This is a genomic window from Achromobacter animicus (assembly GCF_902859585.1).
Taxonomy (GTDB): domain Bacteria; phylum Pseudomonadota; class Gammaproteobacteria; order Burkholderiales; family Burkholderiaceae_B; genus Achromobacter; species Achromobacter animicus.
The window spans coordinates 43536-66286 of the sequence record NZ_CADIJM010000002.1 but is presented as its reverse complement, the minus strand read 5'-3'; the positions used below and the strand labels follow the sequence as shown (position 1 = coordinate 66286).

Annotated in this window: 23 protein-coding genes; 12 read left to right on the top strand and 11 right to left on the bottom strand. The window is 66.2% G+C overall.

The annotated features are described in order from the left end of the window. Window positions 1-289: 289 nt before the first annotated feature. From HV681_RS05140 to rsmB, 6 genes are read right to left on the bottom strand one after another with little or no spacing between them, the layout of a single operon-like run. Window positions 290-1759 (bottom strand): TrkH family potassium uptake protein, encoded by a 1470-nt coding sequence (locus HV681_RS05140; RefSeq protein ID WP_175122074.1) that lies wholly within the window; start codon window positions 1757-1759, stop codon window positions 290-292. A 53-nt stretch (window positions 1760-1812) separates the two neighbouring features. Then, window positions 1813-3192, bottom strand: a complete 1380-nt coding sequence (gene trkA, locus HV681_RS05135) for a Trk system potassium transporter TrkA (protein WP_175122073.1) — start codon at window positions 3190-3192, stop codon at window positions 1813-1815. Further along, entirely contained in the window at window positions 3189-3884 is a 696-nt protein-coding gene (locus tag HV681_RS05130) for a response regulator (protein ID WP_175122072.1), read from the bottom strand. Before HV681_RS05130 ends, trkA begins: the two co-directional genes overlap by 4 nt. A gap of 11 nt (window positions 3885-3895) precedes the next feature. Beyond that, window positions 3896-6211 (bottom strand): sensor histidine kinase, encoded by a 2316-nt coding sequence (locus HV681_RS05125; RefSeq protein WP_175122071.1) that lies wholly within the window; start codon window positions 6209-6211, stop codon window positions 3896-3898. Continuing rightward, window positions 6208-6798: a DUF4390 domain-containing protein gene (locus tag HV681_RS05120; RefSeq protein ID WP_175122070.1), complete on the bottom strand. Its 591-nt coding sequence runs from the start codon at window positions 6796-6798 to the stop codon at window positions 6208-6210. The genes HV681_RS05125 and HV681_RS05120 overlap by 4 nt, the downstream gene beginning before the upstream one ends. Window positions 6799-6837: 39 nt before the next feature. After that, window positions 6838-8175, bottom strand: a complete 1338-nt coding sequence (gene rsmB / locus HV681_RS05115; protein ID WP_175122069.1) for a 16S rRNA (cytosine(967)-C(5))-methyltransferase RsmB — start codon at window positions 8173-8175, stop codon at window positions 6838-6840. 94 nt (window positions 8176-8269) lie between these two features. Here rsmB and HV681_RS05110 point away from each other — a divergent pair, with 94 nt between their 5' ends. From HV681_RS05110 to rimO, 3 genes are all read left to right on the top strand, one after another. Continuing rightward, window positions 8270-8902 carry a LysE family translocator gene (locus HV681_RS05110; RefSeq protein WP_175122068.1) on the top strand — a complete coding sequence of 211 codons (633 nt, stop codon included), beginning with the start codon at window positions 8270-8272 and terminating at the stop codon, window positions 8900-8902. A 189-nt stretch (window positions 8903-9091) separates the two neighbouring features. Next, window positions 9092-9343: a helix-turn-helix domain-containing protein gene (locus tag HV681_RS05105; protein ID WP_175122067.1), complete on the top strand. Its 252-nt coding sequence runs from the start codon at window positions 9092-9094 to the stop codon at window positions 9341-9343. 142 nt (window positions 9344-9485) lie between these two features. Continuing rightward, on the top strand, window positions 9486-10832 hold the full coding sequence (gene rimO / locus HV681_RS05100; protein ID WP_175122773.1) for a 30S ribosomal protein S12 methylthiotransferase RimO: 1347 nt from the start codon (window positions 9486-9488) through the stop codon (window positions 10830-10832). A 79-nt stretch (window positions 10833-10911) separates the two neighbouring features. Here the strand turns inward: rimO and HV681_RS05095 are convergent, their stop codons facing one another. Next, window positions 10912-11469 (bottom strand): ferritin-like domain-containing protein, encoded by a 558-nt coding sequence (locus HV681_RS05095; RefSeq protein WP_175122066.1) that lies wholly within the window; start codon window positions 11467-11469, stop codon window positions 10912-10914. A 234-nt stretch (window positions 11470-11703) separates the two neighbouring features. On the opposite strand from HV681_RS05095, the gene HV681_RS05090 reads away from it, so the two are divergent. The 5 genes from HV681_RS05090 (at window position 11704) to HV681_RS05070 (ending at window position 14763) form a co-directional block, all read left to right on the top strand. After that, window positions 11704-12294, top strand: a complete 591-nt coding sequence (locus tag HV681_RS05090) for an LOG family protein (protein ID WP_175122065.1) — start codon at window positions 11704-11706, stop codon at window positions 12292-12294. 36 nt (window positions 12295-12330) lie between these two features. After that, entirely contained in the window at window positions 12331-12897 is a 567-nt protein-coding gene (locus HV681_RS05085) for a hypothetical protein (protein WP_175122064.1), read from the top strand. A 64-nt stretch (window positions 12898-12961) separates the two neighbouring features. Beyond that, entirely contained in the window at window positions 12962-13588 is a 627-nt protein-coding gene (locus HV681_RS05080; protein ID WP_175122063.1) for an HAD hydrolase-like protein, read from the top strand. Between the two features lie 12 nt (window positions 13589-13600). Further along, the gene (locus tag HV681_RS05075) at window positions 13601-14227 is read left to right on the top strand and encodes a pyridoxamine 5'-phosphate oxidase family protein (protein ID WP_175122062.1); all 627 of its coding nucleotides are present in this window, start codon (window positions 13601-13603) and stop codon (window positions 14225-14227) included. A gap of 14 nt (window positions 14228-14241) precedes the next feature. Continuing rightward, window positions 14242-14763, top strand: a complete 522-nt coding sequence (locus HV681_RS05070) for a class IV adenylate cyclase (RefSeq protein ID WP_175122061.1) — start codon at window positions 14242-14244, stop codon at window positions 14761-14763. A gap of 41 nt (window positions 14764-14804) precedes the next feature. On the opposite strand, the gene fmt is transcribed toward HV681_RS05070, so the two are convergent. Then, window positions 14805-15746, bottom strand: a complete 942-nt coding sequence (fmt, locus tag HV681_RS05065; RefSeq protein ID WP_175122060.1) for a methionyl-tRNA formyltransferase — start codon at window positions 15744-15746, stop codon at window positions 14805-14807. Between the two features lie 67 nt (window positions 15747-15813). Next, window positions 15814-16326 carry a peptide deformylase gene (gene def, locus HV681_RS05060; RefSeq protein WP_175122059.1) on the bottom strand — a complete coding sequence of 171 codons (513 nt, stop codon included), beginning with the start codon at window positions 16324-16326 and terminating at the stop codon, window positions 15814-15816. A 237-nt stretch (window positions 16327-16563) separates the two neighbouring features. Here def and dprA point away from each other — a divergent pair, with 237 nt between their 5' ends. The 3 genes from dprA (at window position 16564) to HV681_RS05045 (ending at window position 19176) form a co-directional block, all read left to right on the top strand. Next, window positions 16564-17676 carry a DNA-processing protein DprA gene (gene dprA / locus HV681_RS05055; RefSeq protein WP_175122772.1) on the top strand — a complete coding sequence of 371 codons (1113 nt, stop codon included), beginning with the start codon at window positions 16564-16566 and terminating at the stop codon, window positions 17674-17676. A 93-nt stretch (window positions 17677-17769) separates the two neighbouring features. Beyond that, window positions 17770-18678, top strand: a complete 909-nt coding sequence (locus HV681_RS05050; RefSeq protein ID WP_175122058.1) for a hydroxymethylglutaryl-CoA lyase — start codon at window positions 17770-17772, stop codon at window positions 18676-18678. Between the two features lie 24 nt (window positions 18679-18702). Beyond that, window positions 18703-19176: a hypothetical protein gene (locus HV681_RS05045; RefSeq protein ID WP_175122057.1), complete on the top strand. Its 474-nt coding sequence runs from the start codon at window positions 18703-18705 to the stop codon at window positions 19174-19176. A gap of 116 nt (window positions 19177-19292) precedes the next feature. On the opposite strand, the gene HV681_RS05040 is transcribed toward HV681_RS05045, so the two are convergent. Together HV681_RS05040 and HV681_RS05035 are read right to left on the bottom strand one after the other, a co-directional pair. After that, window positions 19293-20309 carry an amino acid ABC transporter substrate-binding protein gene (locus HV681_RS05040; protein WP_175122056.1) on the bottom strand — a complete coding sequence of 339 codons (1017 nt, stop codon included), beginning with the start codon at window positions 20307-20309 and terminating at the stop codon, window positions 19293-19295. Between the two features lie 171 nt (window positions 20310-20480). Next, a complete protein-coding gene (locus HV681_RS05035; RefSeq protein WP_175122055.1) occupies window positions 20481-21722 on the bottom strand; it encodes an aminotransferase-like domain-containing protein in 1242 nt (413 codons plus the stop codon). A 211-nt stretch (window positions 21723-21933) separates the two neighbouring features. Here HV681_RS05035 and HV681_RS05030 point away from each other — a divergent pair, with 211 nt between their 5' ends. Beyond that, window positions 21934-22653, top strand: coding sequence for a YggS family pyridoxal phosphate-dependent enzyme (locus tag HV681_RS05030; RefSeq protein WP_175122054.1), 720 nt, complete (start codon window positions 21934-21936; stop codon window positions 22651-22653). Window positions 22654-22751 lie beyond the last annotated feature (98 nt).

Here is a 22751-nt window from a genome sequence, read left to right as displayed (position 1 = left end):
TTCGACCTTGAAGCCCGGCAACCTCCCGGGGGGCACTAGACGGCGGCTTGTGAACGCATGATAGCCGCAGGTTTGTGGCAAAACGATTGAAAATCGTGACATTTGTGTGCAACATCGCGAATCATCCGGTTTTTCCCTCTAAGGAAAAGTAAGCAAGCGCTTACCGCCCAGGATTGGCGCGGGTTCTGGGCGAGCGCCCGGCGCGGAGCCAGAAAAGACGGGGATTTCCAAAGGGGACGGGATAACCCTAATTAGGGGTATCCCTGACTATTTCGAGGCGTCGGGGCGCCTATTTGCGCCAGAAGATCGGCGTGAAGAGCACCAGCACCGTCAGCAGTTCCAGCCGGCCGATCAGCATGGCAAAGGTGCAGACCCAGATCTGGAAGTCCGACAGCACCGCGAAGGTGCCCATGGGGCCCACCGGACCCAGGCCGGGCCCCGTGTTGTTCACGCTGGCGAACACGGCCGAGAACGCCGTGATCGGGTCCAGGCCCGAGAGCAGCAGCAGGCTGGTGAACACCGCGATGGACAGGCCGTAGAACAGCATGAAGGCCAGCACGGACGACATGGTGCGGGTCTCAACCGCCCGGCCGTTGATCCGGACCGGGCTGATGGCATGCGGATGCAACATGGTGACCAGCTCATTGCGGGCCTGCTTGATCAGCAGGATGGCGCGGATCATCTTGATCCCGCCCCCCGTCGACCCCGCCGACGTCGCAAAGCCCGACAGCAGCAGCATCGTCAGCGGCGCAAACAGCGGCCATTGGGCGAAATCGGTATTGGCATAGCCGGTCGTGGTAGCCATGGAGATGGTGTTGAACATCCCGTAGCGCAGCGCTTCCAGCGGATCGGTGTAGACGTCCTTGATGAAGAGGTACACCGAGATGACCAGCCCGACCCCCAGCACGACGACCAGGTACGGAATGGCCTCCGGACAGCGCCAATAGGCGCGCGGACTGCGCTGGCGGAAGGCATTGAAGTGCGTGGCGAAGTTGATGCCCGCGATCAGCATGAACACCATCGCCACCATTTCGACCGCGACGGAGTCAAAGTGCGCGAAGCCGTCGTCCCAGGTGGAAAAACCGCCCAGCCCCATGGTGGTGGCCATGTGGCACCACGCCTCGAACCACGACAGCCCGGCCAGCCGGTACGCGATGAAGCAGAGGATGGAGAACACGAAATAGACCGCGTACAGCGCCTTGGCCGTGCTGGCGATGCGGGGCGTCAGGCGCTCGTCTTTCATGGGCCCCGGGGTCTCGGCCCGCACCACCTGATGCCCGCCGACGCCCAGCAGCGGCAGAATGGCGACGGCCAGCACCAGGATGCCCATGCCGCCGATCCAGATCAGCGTCGCCCGCCACAGGTTGATCGACGGCGGCAAGGTGTCCAGGTTGGTCAGGACCGTGGCGCCGGTGGTCGTCAGCCCGGACATCGCCTCGAAATAGGCGCCCGTGAAGGACAGCGGCAGCCCCGCGCCATGGAAGTACAGCAGCAGCGGAATGGCCGCCAGCAGCGGCAGACCTGCCCAGACGGCCGACACCAGCACGAAGCCGTCGCGCGCCCGCAATTCGCTGCGGTTGCGCCGGGTCAGCGCGGCCAGGCCGCCGCCGATGCCGACGGAAATCAGGAAGCCGTCGCGGAAGGCGTCGCGCGCCGCGTCGCCGCCCACATAGGCGATGAACAGCGGGATCAGCATGGTGAGGGCGAACATCACCATGGTGAGGCCCAGGATGTACAGGGTGGCCAGGACGCGCTTCATGGAGGCTTATCCGGCCGCTCGCGGCCCACGCAAGGGGTGAACGGGGCGGCGCATCAGAAAAACGAGGCCGAAACCTGGAACAGCTTTTCCACGCGCGGCATCTGCTGGCGCGAGGGCACGAAGACGATGACGTGGTCGTCGGTTTCGATGACGGTGTCGGCGTCCGGTAGGATGATTTCTTCGCCGCGCACCAGCGCGCCGATGCTGGCGCCCTTGGGCAGGCTGATCTTGCCCACCGCGCGTCCCACCACCTTGGACGTCGAGCGGTCGCCGTGGGCAATGGCCTCCAGCGCCTCGGCCACGCCCTGGCGCAGCCGGTGCACGGCCACCACGTCGCCGCGGCGCACGTGGCGCAGCAGTTCGCTCATGGTGGCCTGCGACGGCGACACGGCGATGTCGATATGGCTGCCCTGCATGAGTTCGCCGTACGCGTGGCGGTTGATCAGCGCGATCACCTTGCGCGCGCCCAACCGCTTGGCCAGCAGCGACGACATGATGTTGTCTTCGTCGTCGCTGGTCAGGGCCAGCCACGTGTCCATGTCCTCGATGTTCTCGCGCTCGAGCAGCGCCTCGTCGGTGCCGCTGCCGTGCAGGATCAGCACGCTGTCCGGAAGCTGGGTCGCCAGATATTCGCAGCGCTTCAGGTCGTGCTCGATGATGCGGACGCTGTACTTTTCCTCGGCAAGCTGGCGCGCCAGGCGCAGGCCGATGTTGCCGCCGCCCGCGATCATGACGCGGCGCACCGCGCGCTCGGCGTCGCGCAGCTTGCGCACAGCGCGCCGCGCGTGGTCGGAATCGACGACCAGCACGACTTCATCGCCCGGGGCGATGACGGTGCCGCTGCCCGCCCGCAGGGGACGTCCGTCGCGCAGGACGTCGATGACGCGCGCCTTCACGTCCGGCCAGACGTCGCGCAGCTTGTCCACGGACGAATGCGCCATCGGGCTGCCATGCCCCACGCGTACGGTCACGACGCTGACGCGGCCTTCGGCGAATTCCACGACCTGCAGGGCCTCGGGGAACTCGATGAGGCTTTGCAGGTAGGTGGTGACGCTGCGTTCGGGGCTGATGAGCGCGTCGATGCAAAAGCCTTCTTCGCTCATGAGTTCCGGATGCTCGGGAAACTCAGCGGAGCGGATACGGGCGATGCGGCGGGGGATGTTGAACAGCTGGCGTGCGACCTTGCACGCCACCATGTTGGCGGTGTCGGACGCCGCACAGGCGATGAAGAGATCGGTGTCGGCGGCGCCGGCATTTTCCAAAACAGAAACCTGCGAGCCGTCACCCAGGACGACACGCAGGTCAAAGTGTTCTTGCAGGTATTGCAACTGGGCGGGGTCGGAATCGATGACCGTGATGTCGTTTTGCTCGGACACCAGGTTTTCCGCCACGCTGGTGCCTACGCGACCAGCGCCCATGATCAGGATCTTCATGTGCTGCGCTTGCGCGCGGACTCGATGCCCAATTGCTTGAGCTTGCGGTAGAGGTGGGTGCGTTCCAGCCCGGTACGTTCGGACACGCGCGTCATGCTGTGGCTTTCCCTGACCAGGTGGTATTCAAAGTAGATGCGCTCGAATTCGTCGCGCGCTTCGCGCAGCGGCTGGTCCAGCGAGATGCTGCCCAGCTGGCCGTTGGACGTGGCCGGCACATCGCTGGCGGACACGGCGGCCAGCGCGGCGGGCGGATCCAGTTCGTCTTCCAGCGCCACGATCGGGCTGGCGACGGCCGGATTGGCAGCGGCGGGCGCCGCATGCGGCACGCGGCCACGCGCCAGACCCGCGGCAACGGTCTTGAGCAGACGCTGCAGCGTTATGGGCTTCTCGAGGAAATCCATGGCGCCGATGCGCGTGGCTTCGACCGCCGTGTCGATGGTGGCGTGGCCGCTCATCATGATGACAGGCATGTCCAGCAAGCCTTGCGAGCCCCACTCCTTGAGCAGGCTGACGCCGTCGGTGTCGGGCATCCAGATGTCCAGCAACACCAGATCGGGACGCATGCGAAGACGGGCAGCGCGCGCTTGCGCCGCGTTTTCGGCCAGCTCGACCGTGTGTCCCTCGTCGTAAAGGATTTCCGACAACAGTTCGCGTATACCGACTTCGTCGTCAACCACCAGAATTCTGGCCATAAAGCATCCACCTATTGCGTAGCCGCATTATCCTTTTCTTGCGCGGTGGCGTCCATAGTGTCGGACCCGGGCGCGAGCCGGGTCAACAGGATGGAAATCCGCGCCCCTCCTTCCTTGCGGTTGGCAAGGTCGATACGTCCGCCATGCTCTTCCACGATCTTGCGGACGATTGCCAATCCTAACCCAGTCCCGTGGGACTTTGTGGTTACGTAGGGCTCAAATGCGCGTTGCATGACCTGCGGCGGGAAGCCGGGACCCGTATCCGCCACCGTGAAACGCAGCGCCTGATGCGCCACACGATCAGGCTGTTCGCTGCGCATGAGCTGGGTCGTCACGCTGACGCGGCCCTGCCCGCCCAGTTCCGCGATCGCATCGCGCGCATTGGAAAGCAGGTTGTGGATCACCTGCCGGAGCTGGGTCGGATCGCCTTCGATATCGGGCAGGTCGGCGCCCAGGTTGACGTCCAGATTCAAGGCCTTTTCCGTCAGGCGCGACGGGGCGCCCTCGGGTTCCCAGCCATAGAGCGACAACACGTCCGCCACCAGCGCGTTGAAATTGATGCGCTGCATGACGGCCGGCGGCGTACGCGCATACTCGCGGAAGTCGTCCACCATCTGCTTGAGCGACGCCACCTGGTTCACGATCGTGTTGGTGGAGCGCGCCACGATCTGGGCCTCGGCGGGCGGCAGCTTGCCTTCCAGCTTCATGGCCAGGCGCTCGGCCGAGAGCTGGATCGGGGTCAACGGATTCTTGATTTCGTGGGCGAGGCGGCGCGCCACCTCGCCCCACGCCACGGTCCGGTTGGCGGAAATCACTTCGGTGATGTCGTCGAACACCACCAGATAACCGTTGCCGCGCCCATCGACGCGCAGGTGCGTGCCCCGCGCCAGCAAGGTCAGCGGCTGGGATGCGGTCTCGCCTTCGGTCTGGGCGGGCGCAATTTCAAATTGCTGTTGCCAGTGCTGGCGCTCGGAGCCGACCGCCGCGTGCGTGGAAAACGCCTGGCGCACGATATTCGCAAATTCCAGCATGCCGTCCGCCGTTTCGAGCGGGCGGCCGATGACCGAGCGCAGGTCCGCGCCCAGGATGGTCTGGGCGCCCTGGTTTACGGTGGTGACGCGGAACGCTTCGTCGAACACCAGCACGCCGGAAGACAGGTTGGACAGCACGCTTTCCAGATAGACGTTGGAGCGTTCGAGCTGCTGGCGGTTGCTTTCGACCATGCGGCGCGCTTCGTCGAGCTGGCGGGTCATGGCGTTGAACGACCGCGTGAGCTGGCCGACTTCGTCGCGTTCCGGCGGCTCGGGCAGGGGCCGGTAGTCGCCCACGCCCACCGCCTGCGTGCCGCCCGCCAGGCTGAGCAGCGGGCGCACCAGCCGCTTGGACAGGGACAGCGCCACCGCGATGGCGCCAAACGCGGCCAGCAGCAGGGCCAGCGTCAGCGTGATGCCATAGAGCTTGCGCAGGCCCAGCCGCGACAGCGCCAGTTCCTGGTAATCCCGGAAGCCCTGCTGCACCAGGTTGGCGTTGTGCGCGATCTGCTCGGGCACCGGCTGCAGCAGTTGCAGCCAGCGCGGCTCGGAGGCCGGACCCAGCAGGTTGTCGTAGCGGTCCGGACCGTTCAGCGGGATCACCACGCGCAGATGCAGGCCGCCTTCGGCGCCCGCGGTAACCGGATCGTCGGCTTCGGCCGCTGAATAACCGCGCGCCAACCGCAGCTGATTCATCACCGTGGAAGGCGGCATGGCCGGCAGCAACTGGCCGTACTGGCTGGTCGAAAACGCCACCATCCGGCCGCTGCCGGTGAACACCATGGCTTCCTGCACGCCGTTGGCCTCGCGCAGCCGGGTCAGCGCCAGCGTCACGCCGCTGTCGGTGCTGCGGTTCAGTTCCACGGCCATCGAGCGGGCGCGGGCGTCCAGGTCGGCCAGCAGCGAATCCAGCGCGGCGCGGCCCAGGTTCAGGCCGGCTTCCAGCGCCGTGTCCACGCGCACGTTGAACCAGGATTCGATCGAGCGCGACATGAACTGCACCGACACGGTGTAGATGAGCGCGCCGGGCACCACGCCGATCAGGGCGAAAGCCAGGGAAAAGCGCGCGGTGAGCCGCGCGCCGAACTGCCGGCGCCGGATCTGCCGGGCCAGCCGGACCGTCAGCGCGACAACCCAGACAAAGAGCGCCAGCGCAAAGATGCCGTTCAGGACCAGCAGCGTGTCGTAGTAGCGCGCAAAACGCGAGGCGTTTCCGGTGGACCAGGCCAAGAGGCCCAGCAGCGCCAGGCCGCTCACGGCGCCGACCATCAGCGCCAGCCGAAGCAAAAGCCTCATGAGGGATCTTTCTCCTTGTCGCCCAACATGAACGAGAAGTCCATCCACGGCGTCGCCTGCGCCCACGAGCTGCTGTTCAGGGCGTTGACCTGAAACGGCCTGGGCAACAGCGACGTATCCAGCCGGAGGCGCAACTGCCCGTTGTATTGCGACCCCGCATCAAACTCGCCGGCCTTCGCAACCCGCCAATTGCGGATATGCCGGATGGCGCTCATGGCGTCGTCCAGCGAGGCCACCGGAAAGGACAGCTCGCCCACGCCTGCCCGCCACTGGCGGGTCAACGCGTTATAGACCACACGCCAGGTGCGCGATGTGTCCACCAGCGACTCGTCGAACCAGTACCAGCGCTCTCGGGTGATGGTCAGGTCAGCCGTGAAATACAGCGCGACGCCGCGCTGGGCGGCGTCGCGCAACTGCTGGTTCAGCTCGAATTCGATGTCCGCGTCGATTTCCAGGTTGCCGTCGCGCACCACCGGCTCCACGCGCGTCACGCGCGGCTCGGACGCGTGAGCCACACCACCCGGCGCAGTCAAAAGCACGGCAGATACCAGCAACAACCCAAGAAATACGCGCGAAATAATGGACATACGGCACCGGAACTACGTCATGCCCCTATTCTTCGGGATTCAGGACTGCTTGGCAAACAAGGCGTAGAAAAACCCGTCGTGTTGCGCCGCGGGTGTTGCATCGACCGCAACTGGCAGCAATTGGCCGGGCGCGTCCAGGCGGGTCGCGTCGGAATGGCGCTGCAGGAATTCCAGGGCCTGGCGCGTGCCTTCGATCGGGAACACCGAGCACGTCACATAGAGCAGCCGGCCGCCGGGGGCCACGGTGGACCACAGCGCGTCCAGGATCCGAGTCTGCAGGCTGGCGGTGCGGCGCAGGTCGTTTTCGCGGCGCAGCCAGCGGATGTCAGGGTGGCGCCGGACAATGCCCGACGCCGTGCACGGCACGTCCGCCAGCACGGCGTCAAAGGGCTTGCCGTCCCACCACGCGTCCAGGTCGGCGGCGTCGGCCGCCTTCAGACGGACATGGCCGCCGCCCAGGCCCAGCCGTTCCAGGTTCTGTTCAACGCGGCCAAGCCGGTCGGCGTCGGCATCCAGGGCGAGCAGGTCGATGTCGGCAAGTTCAAGCAGATGCGCCGTCTTGCCCCCGGGCGCCGCGCAGGCGTCCAGCACGCGCATGCCGTCGGCAGGGGCCAGCAGTTCGGCCGCGAGCTGGGCGCCCGCATCCTGCACCGACCACCAGCCCTCGGCAAACCCCGGCAACTGCGTCACCGGTTTGGGCGTGGCCAGCACCACGCCCGACTGGCCCACGGCTTCTGCCGCCAAGCCCGCCTCTTCAAAGGCGGCCAGCACCTGCTCGCGGGTGGCGCGGCGGCGGTTGACCCGCAAGGTCAGCGGGGCCGGCAGGTTGGACGCCGCCAGGATCTCGCGCCATTGCTTCGGATAGGCCACGGTAAGTTGCTTGACCCACCAGCCGGGATGATTGAATTGCGCCTCGGGGCTGTCGGCCACCGCGGCCTCCAGCGCGGCGCGTTCACGCAGGAAACGGCGCAGGCAGGCATTGAGCATCCCCTTGTAGGACGCCAGGGCGCGCGACCCGGCGGCCGCGGTCACCGCCTGGTCGACGACCGTGTGCGGGGCGTAGACCGGCATGCCGGGCAGGGCGACGGCCGCATCGCCCTCTTCCTTGAGCAGCGTCAGCGACACCAGCAGCAGGGATTCGAACAACACGCTGGGGTAACGCTGCACCATCTCGCGGCCGACGGCGTCGGCCCAGCCCAGGTAGCGCATCGCGTGGAACGACACGGCCTGCGTGGCCGGACGCAGCGCGCCATCGACCTCGGCCAGCGCCTCCGTGAGCGAGCGCCCGTCGAGCACGTCCTCCACCACCCCCGCGCTGGCAAGAAGTACGGAAGAAAGCGGGGGGGCCAGATTGGGGGAGTCAGAACGGGTGGACATGGTGCGAAATCAAAGAGTAAGACCGCTATGGTAGCCCGGACCTGGACGGACGGCGGCCCGCGCGGCACACTGGCTCCCTGCCCTGGAGCCCGTCATGTCCCTCGCCACGCTGCTGCTGTTTGTCCTGGCCTCTGCCGTCGCCATCGTCACGCCCGGCCCCACCACGCTGCTCGCCATGAGCAACGGCTCGCGCCACGGCGTGCGCGCCGCCTGCTGGGGCATGGGCGGCGCGGTGCTGGCGGATCTGGTCCTGATCGGCGCCGTGGCCTGCGGCCTGGGTGTGCTGCTGGCCGCCTCCGAAGTCGCTTTCCAGATCGTCAAATGGGTGGGCGCGGCGTACCTGGCCTGGCTGGGCTGGAAACTCCTGCGTTCGGACACGGCGCTGACGCTGCCGTCCGAACACGCCCGCGATAGCCGCCCCGCCGGTCTGTCGCTGGGACTGCGCAGCTTCGTCGTGGCCCTGACCAATCCCAAGGCCCTGCTGTTCATGTCGGCCTTCCTTCCCCAATTCATCAACCCCGCCGCTCCCCTGCCCGCCCAGTACGCCATCCTGGCCGGCGTGCTGGCGCTGCTGAACGTGGCGACGATGCTGGCCTATGCGGCGCTGGGTGCGCAGATGGTGCGCGCCTTCCGGGCAGGCGGCCTGCGCTGGCTGAACCGGATCTGCGGCGGCATGCTGATCGGACTGGCGGGCACGCTGGCGCTGTATCGCCGCACTGCGGCCTGAATCGCGGGCCCCGGTTCCACGCGGCTTTCCGTCCCCCGTTGCCGGACGGGCCCCACCATCCCGCTATTCCCGCCTACGGCAATGCCGTATAATCCTGCGCTGCCCCGCTATCCCCATCGGTGCGGCCGCCGGCCGAATGCCCGCCGGCGCGAATGGAATGCCGCACCGCCCCCTCCCAGTGATTGAGTTATGAAGAAGGCTGTACCGCCTGCCCGGTCCGTCCGGTGGCAGGCGTCGCATATCAGCGAAGCGCGCAATCGCGTGGGCCTGCCGCAGGCGGATTTCGCGGAGTTGTTGGGCGTAAGCGTGCGCACCTTGCAGGATTGGGAGCAAGGCCGGCGCAACCCCTCCGGCGCCGCGCAGACCTTGCTGCGCGTCGCCATGCTGCATCCGGAAACGCTGCGCCACCTGTCCTCCCAGGACGCTCCGGCCTGGCCCTGAATCTTTGACGATGACCCCGCCGCACGCCGAATGCCCGTGCGCGAACCTACGGTGAATTAGATTGGAAGTTATTGAACATTCCCGCCCCGGCAAAGGCGCCGGCGCTGCCCCCAGCAACGGCAACAACGCCACGCTCGATGCCATCACGGCCGCCGCGCAAGAGGCCAACCCCGGCCGCGCGCCGCGCGTGGGCTTCGTATCGCTGGGCTGTCCGAAGGCCTTGGTCGACTCCGAACGCATCCTGACCCAGTTGCGCACCGAAGGCTACGAAGTCACGCCCGAGTACAACGATGCGGACGTGGTCGTCGTCAACACCTGTGGCTTCATCGACAGCGCCAAGGCCGAATCGCTGGAAGCCATCGGCGAGGCCCTTGCCGAAAACGGCAAGGTCATCGTGACCGGCTGCATGGGCGTCGAAGAATCGGTGATCCGCGACGTGCACCCCAGCGTGCTGTCGGTGACCGGCCCTCAGCAATATGAAGAGGTCGTACGCGCCGTGCACAGCGCGGCGCCCCCGCGCACCGACCATAACCCCTACGTGGACCTGGTGCCACCGCAGGGCGTCAAGCTCACGCCGCGCCACTACGCCTACCTGAAGATCTCCGAAGGCTGCAATCATCGCTGCAGCTTCTGCATCATCCCCTCGATGCGCGGCGACCTGGTCAGCCGCCCCGTGGGCGACGTGCTGAACGAAGCCGAGCGGCTCGTGAAGGCGGGCGTCAAAGAGCTGCTGGTGATCTCGCAGGACACCAGCGCGTACGGCGTGGACATGAAGTACCGCAGCGGCTTCTGGAACGGCCGCCCGGTCAGGACGCGCATGACCGAGCTCTGTATGGCCTTGTCCGAGATGGGCGTCTGGACGCGCCTGCACTACGTGTATCCGTACCCGCACGTGGACGAAGTGATTCCGCTGATGGCCGAGGGCAAGATCCTGCCCTACCTGGACATCCCGTTCCAGCACGCCAGCCCGCGCATCCTGAAGCTGATGAAGCGGCCGGCCTTCGAGGACAAGACGCTGGCGCGCATCAAGCGCTGGCGCGAGATCTGTCCGGACCTGACGATCCGCTCGACCTTCATCGTGGGCTTTCCCGGCGAAACCGAGGAAGACTTCCAGTACCTGCTGGACTGGATGCAGGAAGCGCAGCTCGACCGCGTGGGCTGTTTCCAGTATTCGCCCGTCGAAGGCGCGCCCGCCAACCTGCTCGACGATCCGGTGCCGGACGACGTCAAGCAGGACCGCTGGGAGCGTTTCATGGCGCTGCAGCAAACCATTTCGGCTGAGCGCCTGGCGCTCAAGGTGGGCCGCGAGATCGACGTGCTGATCGACGAGGTCGACGAAGACGGCGCCGTGGGCCGCAGCGCCGCCGACGCGCCTGAAATCGACGGCTGCGTCTACGTCAGTTCGGACAAGCCCCTGCAGCCGGGCGACATGGTGCGCGTGCGCGTCACCGACTCCGACGAATACGATCTCTGGGCCGACGTGGTCTGATCCAGGGCGTCTTCAGAACAAACGCCGTCCGGCGCATCGCGCGCCGGACGGCGTTTTGCTTTGGCGGATCAGCGCCGCGTCACTTTTCCAGGAAGTCCGACAGATCGTCGGCGTGTTCCTCTTCAACCGCCAGGATTTCTTCCAGCAGACGGCGCGTGGTCGTGTCCAGTTCGCCGATGTACTCGATCATCTGGCGATAGCTGTCGATGGCGATCCGCTCGGCGATCAGGTTTTCCTTGATCATCTCCTCCAGCGTGTTGCCTTCGACGTATTCCGAATGGCTGCGCTCCAGCAGCCCCTTGGGCGACAGATCCGGCTCGCCGCCCAACTGCACGATACGCTCGGCCAGCTTGTCGGCGTGTTCCTGTTCCTGCGTCGCATGCTCGGCGAACTCGGCGGCGACGGGTTCGGCATTCAGGCCGCGGGCCATGAAGTAGTGGCGCTTGTAGCGCAGCACACAGACGATTTCCGTGGCCAGCGCTTCATTCAGGAGCTTCAGCACGGTTTCGCGGTCTGCGCGGTAGGTGTCCGTGATGGCGCCGGATTCGATGTCCTTGCGCGCCTTGGCGCGAATCGCCTGCACGTCCATGTCGAAGGGACGTTTGGTTTGCTGCGGGGTGCGGGTTGCTTGTTCCATATCGTTAGCTCCTCTAGTCAGTGAAAGCAGCACGACGCTGGACTTCCAGTCGTTTTCGCAATGTTCAGTCTACCGGCCATGCCGGAACATGCTGTGTCCAAACATTGCCCGCGCCGCGCGGCCGCACCGCGCCGGCCGCAAAAAGGCTCCTGCGCAACCTTGCGTAAACTATCGGCTTCGCGAAAGGCATCGTGACGCAATCTGTAACGCGGCCGGCAATTTCCCACCGTTTTTATGACCCTGAAGAATATCTGCGTGTATTGCGGCTCCAACCCGGGCACGCGCCCGGACTACATCGAGCAGGCCCGCGTGCTGGCGCGCGAACTCGTCAAGCGCGACCTGGGCCTCGTGTACGGCGGATCGATCGTCGGCATCATGGGTGTGGTGGCCAATGAAGTGCTGGCCGGCGGCGGCCGCGTGATCGGCGTGATTCCCGAACTGCTCCTGAAAAAGGAACAGGCGCATCTGGGGCTGACGGAGCTGCACATGGTGCAGAACATGCACGAGCGCAAGGCCATGATGATGGAGAAGTCAGATGGCTTCATCGCCTTGCCCGGCGGCGCCGGCACGCTGGAAGAGTTCTTCGAGGTGTGGACCTGGGCGCAGTTGGGCATGCACCAGAAACCCTGCGGACTGCTGAACGTCGCCGGGTACTACGATGCCCTGATGCAATTCATCGACCACACCGTGGAAGAAGCATTCATCCGTCCCCAGCATCGCGACATGCTGGTGGTGGAAGAAGACCCCGCCTTGCTGCTGGATCGCTACGCCATCTACGAGCCGCCCAACGTCTCGAAATGGTTCGATCCGGTCAGAAAGCCCTGACACCGACGCTTGAGACCTGAACGGAAGCCCCCCGCAATGCCCACCGATTCGTTGTTCCCCGCCTGCACCGAGTCCGTATTGCGCGACTATTTTCACGCGAAGGACGAGAACCGCCCGCATTACATGGCCCGTGCCTTTGCGCCCGACGCCGTGCTGAAGATGGCCCTGCGCACGCAGGCCATCGCCTTTCCGCCCGAATCACATGGCCTGGCCGCCATCACCGACACGCTGGTGCGCAAGTTCGGCCAGACCTACGACAACGTCTATACCTTTTACCTGTCGCGCCCGGACGCCGATGCGCGCCTGTCCGAGTACCACTGCGACTGGCTGGTCGGCATGACGGAAAAAGCCACCGGCAACGTACGCGTGGGCTGTGGCCGCTACGACTGGGCGTTTCAGCCCGACCCGTATCGCGCCAAACGCCTGACCATCACGATCGAAACCATGGTCAGCCTGCCGCCCGCCAATTCGGCCGCGGTGTTCGGCTGGCTGCTGGCCCTGGACTATCCCTGGACCAGCGCGGCGCGCGTGGTCGCCGGCGCCCCGCCGCTTGAAGACCTGGCGCCGGTCGTGCACTATCTTCTTCACCCGCACGGCGTGTAGGGCTCGCGCAAGGCGCCTGTGAAACGGGCGTCCTTGACCGGCCTGCCGGCACTGGATTCAAGAATTGAAATACGACATCGCAGCCTTCGACTTTGACGGAACCCTGGCAGACACCATGCCGTGGTTCAACTCCATCCTCAACACCGTCGCGGACAAGTACAACTTCCGCCAGATCGATGCGGCCGAGCGCGAGCAACTGCGCAGCCGCGACGCGATGGAGATCCTGAAGTACCTGAACATCCCGCTGTGGAAGCTGCCCGCGATCATGACGCACGTGCGCACGCTGATGCAGGACATCGACCCCAGCGTCCAGTTGTTCGACGGCATCCCCGACGCGCTGGCCCGCCTGAAGGCGAGCGGCCTGCGACTGGCGGTGGTCAGCTCCAACTCCGTCGAGAACGTGCAGCGCGTGCTGGGCGAAGAAACCGCCGCGCTCTTCGACGACTACGAATGCGGCACCGACCTGTTCGGCAAGGCCGCCAAGATCGACCGCCTGCTCAAGCAGCACGGCACCGCGCCGGAGCGCTTCCTGCTGGTGGGCGACGAAATGCGCGACATCGACGCGGCCCGCAAGGCGGGCGTGCGCGTCGGGTCGGTCGCCTGGGGCTATAACCACCCGGACGCCCTGCGCGGCCGCGGCCCCGATGAACTCTTCCTGACGGTCGAAGACCTTCCCAACGCACTGGCGTAACGCCCAGATCCCATGCACACCGATCCCGCCCACCTGATTACCGACGCCGACGCCCTGCAAGCGCTTTACGGTTCGCCCGGCGAAGCCTCACTGAAAAAGGAGGTTGACCACGTGCATCCGCACTACCGCGCGTTCATCGAAGCCGCGCCCTTTGCGTTGCTGGCGACCGCGGGACCGGATGGACTGGACGCCTCGCCGCGTGGCGACCCCGCCGGGTTCGTGGTGGTGGAAGACGAAAAAACGTTGCTCCTGCCAGACCGCCGCGGCAACAACCGCGTGGACAGCCTGCTCAACGTCATCGCCGATCCACGGGTGGCCTTGCTGTTCCTGGTGCCGGGCGTCGGCGAGACGCTGCGCGTGAACGGCACGGCGCGCATCAGCGTCGACCCCGCACTGCTGGCGCGCTTCGAGATGGACGGCAAGCTGCCGCGCTCCGTGCTGATCGTCGACGTGCACAAGGTCTACTTCCAGTGCTCGCGCGCGCTGCTGCGCTCGCGCCTGTGGGATCCGGACACGCAGATTCCCCGCACCGCGCTGCCCAGCGTCGGCCGGATGCTTTCCGACCTGACGTCCGGCACCTTCGACGGGGTGGCCTACGACCGCGACCTGCCCGCGCGCGTGGCCAGCTCACTTTACTGAACTCCGAGGCGCCCATGGCACGCAACGTCGAAATCAAGGCGCGGGTCGACAGCCTGGACGCCATCGAACACCTGGCCGCGGCGCTGTCCGGCCAGGAACCGGCGTTCATCGACCAGGACGACACCTTCTTCACGTGCGCCAATGGCCGCTTGAAACTGCGCGCCTTCGCAGATGGCTCCAGCGAGCTGATCTTCTATCAGCGCGCCGACGACAGCGGTCCCAAGGAAAGCTTCTACGTCATTTCGCCCACGGACGAACCCGACACCCTGCGCGAGGCGTTATCGCACGCCTACGGCGTAATCGGCCGCGTGAAAAAGCACCGTACGGTCTTCATGGCCGGACGCACCCGCATCCATCTGGACCGGGTGGAAGGCCTGGGCGAATTCCTGGAACTGGAAGTGGTGCTGCGCGAGGGCGAGACCGTCGAGGCAGGAATGGAAGAAGCCCGCACGCTGATGGCCGGGCTGGGCGTCGCGCCCGAGCAGTTGCTGTCGGGCGCCTACCTGGATCTGCTGGCGGCGCGCCACAAGGGCTGATGCCTCGCGCGCTGCCGGGCGTGATCCGTCTTGGGGCGGGTTCAGGCCGGCTGCCAGCCGCGCACGAACACATCCACGGGTTGGCGCTTGCCGCCCGCCTTTTGCAGTTCAAGCAGACGTAGCACGCCCTGACCGGTGGCAATGTCGATGCCCGCCGCGTCGGCGCGCAATACGCTGCCCGGCGCGGCCGTGGTGGCCTCGTCCAGCGCCTGCGCACGCCAGACCTTCACCGCATCGGGCAGTCCCGGCAGGCGGATGCTGGCGCCGGGCACCGGATTGAAGGCGCGCACGCGGCGCGCCAGCAATTCGGCGGGCTGGGTGCAATCGAGCGCGGCTTCGGCCTTGTCCAGCTTGGCCGCGTAAGTCACGCCGTCTTCCGGCTGCTTGCGCGCGGTCAGGCCGCCCTTGGCCAGCGCGTCCAGCGCCGCGACGATGGCTTCGCCGCCGGCCTCGGCCAGCGCGTCGTGCAATTGCGCCGCATTGGTATCGTCCGAAATCGGCACGATGCGTTCGAGCAGCATGTCGCCCGTATCCAGGCCCTCGTCCATCTGCATGATGGTGACGCCGGTGCGCGCATCGCCCGCTTCGATCGCGCGCTGGATCGGCGCCGCGCCGCGCCAGCGCGGCAGGAGGCTGGCGTGGATGTTCAGGCAGCCCAGACGCGGCAGTTCCAGCACCCATTGCGGCAGGATCAATCCATACGCCGCCACCACCATGACATCGGGCGCCACGCTTTCCAGCATGGCGCGCGCTTCAGCGGCCTCGTCGGGATAGCGGCCATCCAGGCGCAGGCTACGCGGCTGGGCGACGGCGATGCCGGCGTCCAGCGCGGCCTGCTTGACCGGGCTGGGCGTGAGCTTCAGGCCGCGCCCCGCCGGCCGGTCCGGCTGCGTCATGACCAAGGGGATGTCGTGGCCGGCGGCCCGCAGGGCGTCGAACGCGATACGGGCGAATTCCGGGGTTCCGGCAAAAACGATGCGCATGAGGTGGACTGCTGAAGAGGTGAACGAAGGCGCGAGGGCGGGAATGGGCCGAAGTCAGGCCCCGGGATCAGGCGCGCAGCGCTTCCCGCTCCGCCTTCTTGAGCCTCGTTTTGATGCGGTTCTGCTTGAGGTTCGACAGGTATTCCACGAACACCTTGCCTTCAAGATGATCCAGCTCGTGCTGCACGCACACGGCCAGAAGGCCGTCGGCTTCGAACTCGAACGGCTTGCCGTCGATGTCCAGCGCCTTGCAGCGGATGCGCGACGCGCGTTCCACCTCGTCGTAGACGCCGGGGACGGACAGACAGCCTTCTTCGTAGATCTTGTAGTCGTCGCTGCGCCAGGTGATCTCGGGATTGATCAGCGTCAGCAACTGATTGCTGTCTTCGGAAACGTCGATCACGACCACGCGCTCATGCACGTCGACCTGGGTCGCGGCCAGACCCACACCCGGCGCGTCGTACATGGTTTCGGCCATGTCGCGCACGAGTTGGCGGATGCGGTCGTCGACCTCGGCAACCGGCTTGGCCTTTTTGTGCAAGCGCGGGTCCGGGTAGCGAAGGATGGGAAGTAAAGCCATTGAATGGGGATGCCAGTAGGAATGCTTGTCCGAGAGTTTAATTCATTAGAGTCTTGATTTCTAATAGTTTTCGGCTAATTCCGGCATTGCGGACATTGCTACGGCACCCTTTTTTCGAGCATTCCGGCGACGGCTCGCTGCGCGCGTATCGGTCCACCCGTCGCCCGCCGCCGCACACGACGCATGCGACACTCTCGGACCCCCGACGCGTTTTCCGCGTCCTTTTCCGCCCGTTTCATGCCGCTGACGCAATCCTCCGACGAACTCGCCGCCTGGCTGCGGTTGTCCCTCGAACCCAACATCGGTTCGGCCACCGCCTGCATGCTACTTAGCGCGCTGGGTCTGCCCGACCAGATCTACGCGCAACGCGCCACCGCGCTGTCGCGGCACGTGCCGGAAGCGCTGGCGCGCCAGTTGGCCGCGCCCATGCCGGCCGACATGGCGGAACAGGTCGAGCGCGCGCTGGAATGGGTGCAGGCGCCCGGCCGCCACATCCTCACGCTGGCCGATCCCACCTATCCGCAAAGCCTGCTGACCATCGCCGATCCGCCGATCCTGCTCTACGTCGCGGGCGACCCGGCCTATCTGCACGGACCTTCCCTGGCGGTCGTTGGCGCGCGCAACGCCACGCCCGGCGGGCAGGAAAACGCGCGTGCCTTTGCGCGGCACCTTGCCGGCGCGGGCTGGCGGGTCGTCAGCGGCCTGGCGCTGGGCATCGATGCCGCGGCGCATGAAGGCGCGCTGGACGCGGGTCCCAAGGGCGCAGGCACCGTGGCGGTCATGGGAACAGGCATTGACCGCATCTATCCGGCCAGCCACCGCGATCTGGCGCATCGCATTGCGGCGCACGGCGCGCTGGTGTCCGAGCTGCCGCTGGGCACGGGCGCACGGCCGCAACACTTTCCCAAGCGCAACCGCATCGTGGCGGGCCTGGCGCGCGGCGTGCTGGTCGTGGAGGCCGCCAAGCAGAGCGGATCGCTGATCACAGCGCGGCTTGCCGGGGAATGCGGACGCGAGGTCTTCGCCATTCCCGGCTCCATCCATTCGCCGCTGTCGCGCGGCTGCCATGCCCTGATCCGCCAGGGCGCCAAGCTGGTCGAGACGGCCATGGACATCACGGATGAATTGGGCGGCGGACCCACGCCGCCGCAGCCCGCCCGCAAGGACGCGCCCGCCGTGCTCCCCCCGCATCCCGTGTTGGACGCATTGGGCTTTGACCCGCTGCACCTGGATGCCATCCAGGCGCGCTGCGGGCTGGAAACCGCCGCCCTGCAGACGCAACTGGTTGAACTGGAATTGCAGGGCCGCATCGCCCGCCTGGATGACGGCCGCTACCAGCGTTTGCACTAGCACCGCAACGGGGCCGGATGCGATGGCGCTAATATGTTCGGCAGCGCCGCAGCCTTGTAGCGCCGGTCACCCAATACCGATACAGGAAGAGACATGGCATTGCCCTCCCGCGTGAAGATCGTCGAGGTATCGCCCCGCGATGGTCTGCAGAACGAAAAGGAATTCGTCCCCACCGACATCAAGGTGGAACTGGTCAACCGCCTCAGCGCCGCGGGCTTCCCCAATGTGGAAGCCGCGTCGTTCGTGTCGCCCAAATGGGTGCCGCAGATGGCCGACGGCGCCGACGTGATGGCGCGCATCGAGCGCCGGCCCGGCACCATCTACTCCGTGCTGACGCCGAACATGAAGGGCTTTGAAGGGGCGCTGGCCGCCCGCGCGGATGAGATCGTGATCTTCGGCGCCGCCAGCGAGGCCTTTTCCCAGAAGAACATCAATTGCTCGATCGCCGAATCCATCGCGCGCTTCGAACCCGTGGTGCAGGCGGCGCGCGAAGCCGGCATTCGCGTGCGCGGCAGCATCAGCTGCGCGCTGGGCTGTCCCTACCAGGGCGAAGTCCCCGTCGAAGCGGTGGTCGACGTGGCGCAACGCTACCTGGCGATGCAGGTCGACGAGATCGACGTGGCCGACACCATCGGCGTGGGCACGCCCAAACGCGTGCGCGAAGTCATGGCCGCCGTTACGCGCGTCGTGGACCCGGCGCGCATCTCCGGCCATTTCCACGACACCTATGGCCAGGCGCTGGCCAACATCCTGGCGGCGCTGGAAACCGACATCTCCATCTTCCACACCTCGGTGGCCGGCCTGGGGGGCTGCCCTTATGCCAAGGGCGCCACCGGCAATGTCGCGACAGAAGACGTGCTGTATATGCTGCGGGGTCTGGACATCGACACCGGCGTGGACTTCGACGCCGTGGTCGACATCGGTCAATGGATGTCGGCGCATCTGAACCGCAAGGGCTCCAGCCGCGCCGGCAACGCCATCGCCGCCAAGCGCGCGGCTTGATCTGCGCCGCATGACCCGCACCGCATGACCACGCAGAATGCCCCCTCCGCGCCCGAAGACCTCGCGGCGCTGCTCCGCGCCATCGGCCCGTTGCCCCTGGCGGGCCAGGCCTGGCCGGACTGGGTGCGTATTCTGACGTGGGTGTTGCTTGCCGTGCTGGGCGTGCAGGTCGTCACCACCGCAATCCGCGCGCCCTCGCAGCCTTTTGACACGCTCTTGGCGGTGGCCGTGGTGCTGTGCTTCGTGGCGCTGCTGTTCGTGTCGTGGCACATGCAGACATCCATCACCACGATCGACGACCGCGGTATCCGCCAGACCTGGTTCACCCGGCGCGAAGTCGCCTGGGAAGACGTACGCTTTGCGCGGTTTGTACCCATGGTGTTTTCCAAGCGGCTCGTCGTGTTCACGCACCGCGGAAAACCCGTGATTTTTCAGGGCGGCACGCGGGAACTGCGCGTGGCGTTCGTGAAGATCGCTCAGGTATATCGACGCGGCTAACGAACGCGGTTAACAAACGCGGTCAAGCAGAAAAAAACGCCCCGAGTCCGGGGCGTTTGGTCATACAGGGCGATCCAGCTACGCGCCGCACTGGGCGCGTAGCCGATGCCGCCAAATCATCGAATCGGCAACGCGTACATCAACCCGCCCTGCGTCCACTGCGCATTCAGGCCACGCTTGATCTTCAGCGGGCTGCCCTCGCCCACATTCCGCTCAAAACTCTCGCCGTAGTTGCCCACCTGCTTGACGATGTTGTACGCCCACTTCTCGTCCAACCCCAGGTTGGCGCCGCCACCCGGCGTCACCCCGAGGATGCGCTTGATGTTGGGGTTGGCGCTCTTGGCCTGTTCGTCCACGTTCTTGGACGTCACGCCGTATTCCTCGGCTTCGATCATGGCCGACAGCGACCAGCGCACGATGTTCAGCCACGCGTCGTCGCCCTGGCGAACGAACGGGCCCAGCGGTTCCTTGGAGATGATCTCAGGCAGCACGACGTAGTCGTCGGGATTCTGCAGCTTGGAGATGCGGATCGACGCCAGACCCGACGCATCGGTCGAGAACACGTCGCAGCGGCCGGACGCGAACGCGTTGACGACCTCGTTGAAGGTCTCGATGACGACCGGCTTGTACGTCACGTTGTTGGCGCGCGCCCAGTCGGCCAGCGTGTTTTCGTTGGACGTGCCGGTCTGCAGGCAGATGGTGGCGCCGTTGATTTCCTTGGCGCTTTTCACGCCCAGCGACTTGTGCACCAGGAAGCCCTGGCCGTCGTAGAAGTTGATGCCGGCGTGGATGATGCCCAGCGCTGTGTCGCGCTGCTGCGTCACGGTGGTGTTGCGCGTCAGCACGTCGACTTCGCCGGATTGCAGCGCGGTGAAGCGTTGCTGCGAATTGAGCGGCACCACCTTGATCTTGTTCGCGTCGCCGAACACCGCAGCGGCGATGGCGCGGCACAGGTCCACGTCCAGGCCCTGCCATTTGCCTTGCGCGTCAGGGGCGGAAAAGCCGGCAAAGCCCGTAGTCGTGCCGCACGCCACGGCGCCGCGCTGCTTCACGACGTCCAGCGTCGCCGCCTGCACGCCCTGCGCGGCCGCCATCAAGAGCGCCGCGCCCACCAACCCTTTTGCAATGTTCATGACCTGGATTCCTTTCTGCTACCGGGCGCGAAAGCGCGCCAAGGCAAGAAGCTTATAGACATGAAGCGCCCCCGCCAAATAACGAGCGCTTATTTAGGTATGCCGCCGGCGGATGCCGGCGGCCTGCGCAGAAAGGATAGCAATGCGGGGCGGGCGTGGCGCTGCGCGCCGTCAAGCCGCCAGCGAGATCGACACCGGTTCGTTGGCCTGGCACGCGTCCAGCGCGCGGCCGAGGCGGACCATGCCCTGCGCGATCTGGCTTTCGTTCATCGTGGCAAACGACATGCGCATGGCAAAGAGATCCGCTTTCGCCGGGTCGGCGTAAAACGCCTTGCCCGGCACGTAGACCACCTCGTGCTCGATCGCGTAGGGCAACAGGCGCGTGGCATCCACGTCGCCCGTCAGCCGCGCCCAGAAGAACATGCCGCCCTCGGGCTTGCTGAAAGTGATGCGCCCGTCCAGTTCCCGCGCCAGCGAGTCAGCCATGGCGGCGCAGCGCAGGCCATAGGCGGCACGGATGCGCGGCACGTGTTCGTCGTAGCGACCGTTTGCCAGGTACTGCGCAACGATTTCCTGGATCCAGGCCGAGGACGCCATGTCGTCGGCCGCCTTGGCGCCGACGCAGCGGCGGCGGATCTCGGGCGGCGCGACCAGCCAGCCGATTCGCAGCGCGGGCGCCATCGTCTTGGACATGCTGGCCATGTACACCGCCCAGTGGCGGGCCTCGCCCTCTGCCAATGCCGCGATGGGCGGCACGGCTTCGCCGGCAAAGCGCAGTTCGCTGTAGGGATCGTCCTCGACGATCAGGAAACGGTGCTTGACCGCCAGTTCAAGCAAGCGCAGCCGGCGCTCACGCGTCAGGGTGGCGCCGCAGGGATTCGAGAACGAGGCGACGACGCAGACCATCTTGGGTTTCACGCGCGCGGCCAGTTCGTCCAGCGCGTCCACGTCGATGCCATCAGGACCCGACGGCACGGTGTGCACCGTGGCGCCCGTGTAGCGCAGGGCCTGCACGGAATTCGGGAAGGCCGGCGACTCGATGATGGCGTGGTCGCCCGGTTGCAGCATCACGCGGGTCAGAAGCGCCAGCGCCTGCTGCGAGCCGCCCGTCACGACAAGTTCGGTGTCGGCATTGCAGTGCAGGCCACGCGCCGCGGACAGCCGCGCCAGCTCATGCCGCAGGCTGGCCTGGCCGTCGATGTTGGAATACTGCAGGCAGGCGCCCAGCCGGGCCGTGACCTGCGACGACGCAATCGACAAGCCGTCGACGTCGAACAATTCCTGGGCCGGATAGCCACCGGCCAGCGAAATGGTGCCCGGACGCATGGCGTAGGGCATGAGCGATCGGATGGGCGAGGCGGGGGGATTCAGGAAAGGCGTGGCGAAGACGTATTCGGGCGCTGCACTGGACATGGCGTGGGGGCTGATTAAGAGGGAAACGTGTCGCCCGAATGGGCGGCGCCGGACGGCATAGAACTTTGAAATATAAACAAATCTCCGCAAATTCTAAGCCTGCCGATCAGACAGGGTCAACGGCGGGATTCGGGGCGGCGGATACCCGCGCGGCGGCGGGCCCGAAACACGTCCTACACTATGGGACTTCCTGTTTTTGCCAGAGAGCTGCATGACCGCCGAAGACACCATGGCCGGGCGCCTCGCCCAGATCCAGCAACGCATCCACGAGGCCTGCGAGCGCGCGGGCCGCGCACCGGGCAGCGTGACTTTGCTGCCCGTCAGCAAGACGTTCGGCGAGGACGCCATCCGCGAGGCGATGGCGCTGGGCCTGACGCGCTTTGGCGAAAACAAGACGCAGGAGATCCGCCAGAAGGCCGCCGCGTTCGAAGGCGACGGGCTGCAATGGGTGCTAATCGGCCACCTGCAGACCAACAAGGCCAAGGATGCCGCGCGCGACGCCGCGGAAGTGCAATCCCTGGACCGCGTGGATCTGGCCGATGCCCTGCACCGCCGTCTGCAAAATGAGGGCCGCACGCTGGACGTGCTGGTGCAGGTCAAGACGTCGTCCGAGCCCAGCAAGTTCGGCATGGAGCCCGAGGAGGTCGGCCCCTTCCTGCGCCGCATTGCCTCGGAATACCCGACGCTGCGTGTGCAGGGCCTCATGACCCTGGCGGTCAACTCGCCCGATGCCGACGAAGTCCGCGCTTGCTTTCGCGCGCTGCGCGAGCTGCGGGATGGTCTGGTGCAGGAGAACATTCCCGGCGTGGCGCTGGACCGGCTGTCGATGGGCATGAGCGGCGACTTCGAACTGGCCATCGAGGAAGGCTCGACGGAGGTGCGCATCGGTTCGGCCATCTTTGGCGCGCGGCACTATCCGGATCCGCAATAACGCGGACCCACGCGGACTTGTCGCAGCGGCAATAGGCTGGCGCGCGACGATTTGAGGGGGCCCAGATCACGGGCCCCTTTTTGCGTAGGCGCAAGGCA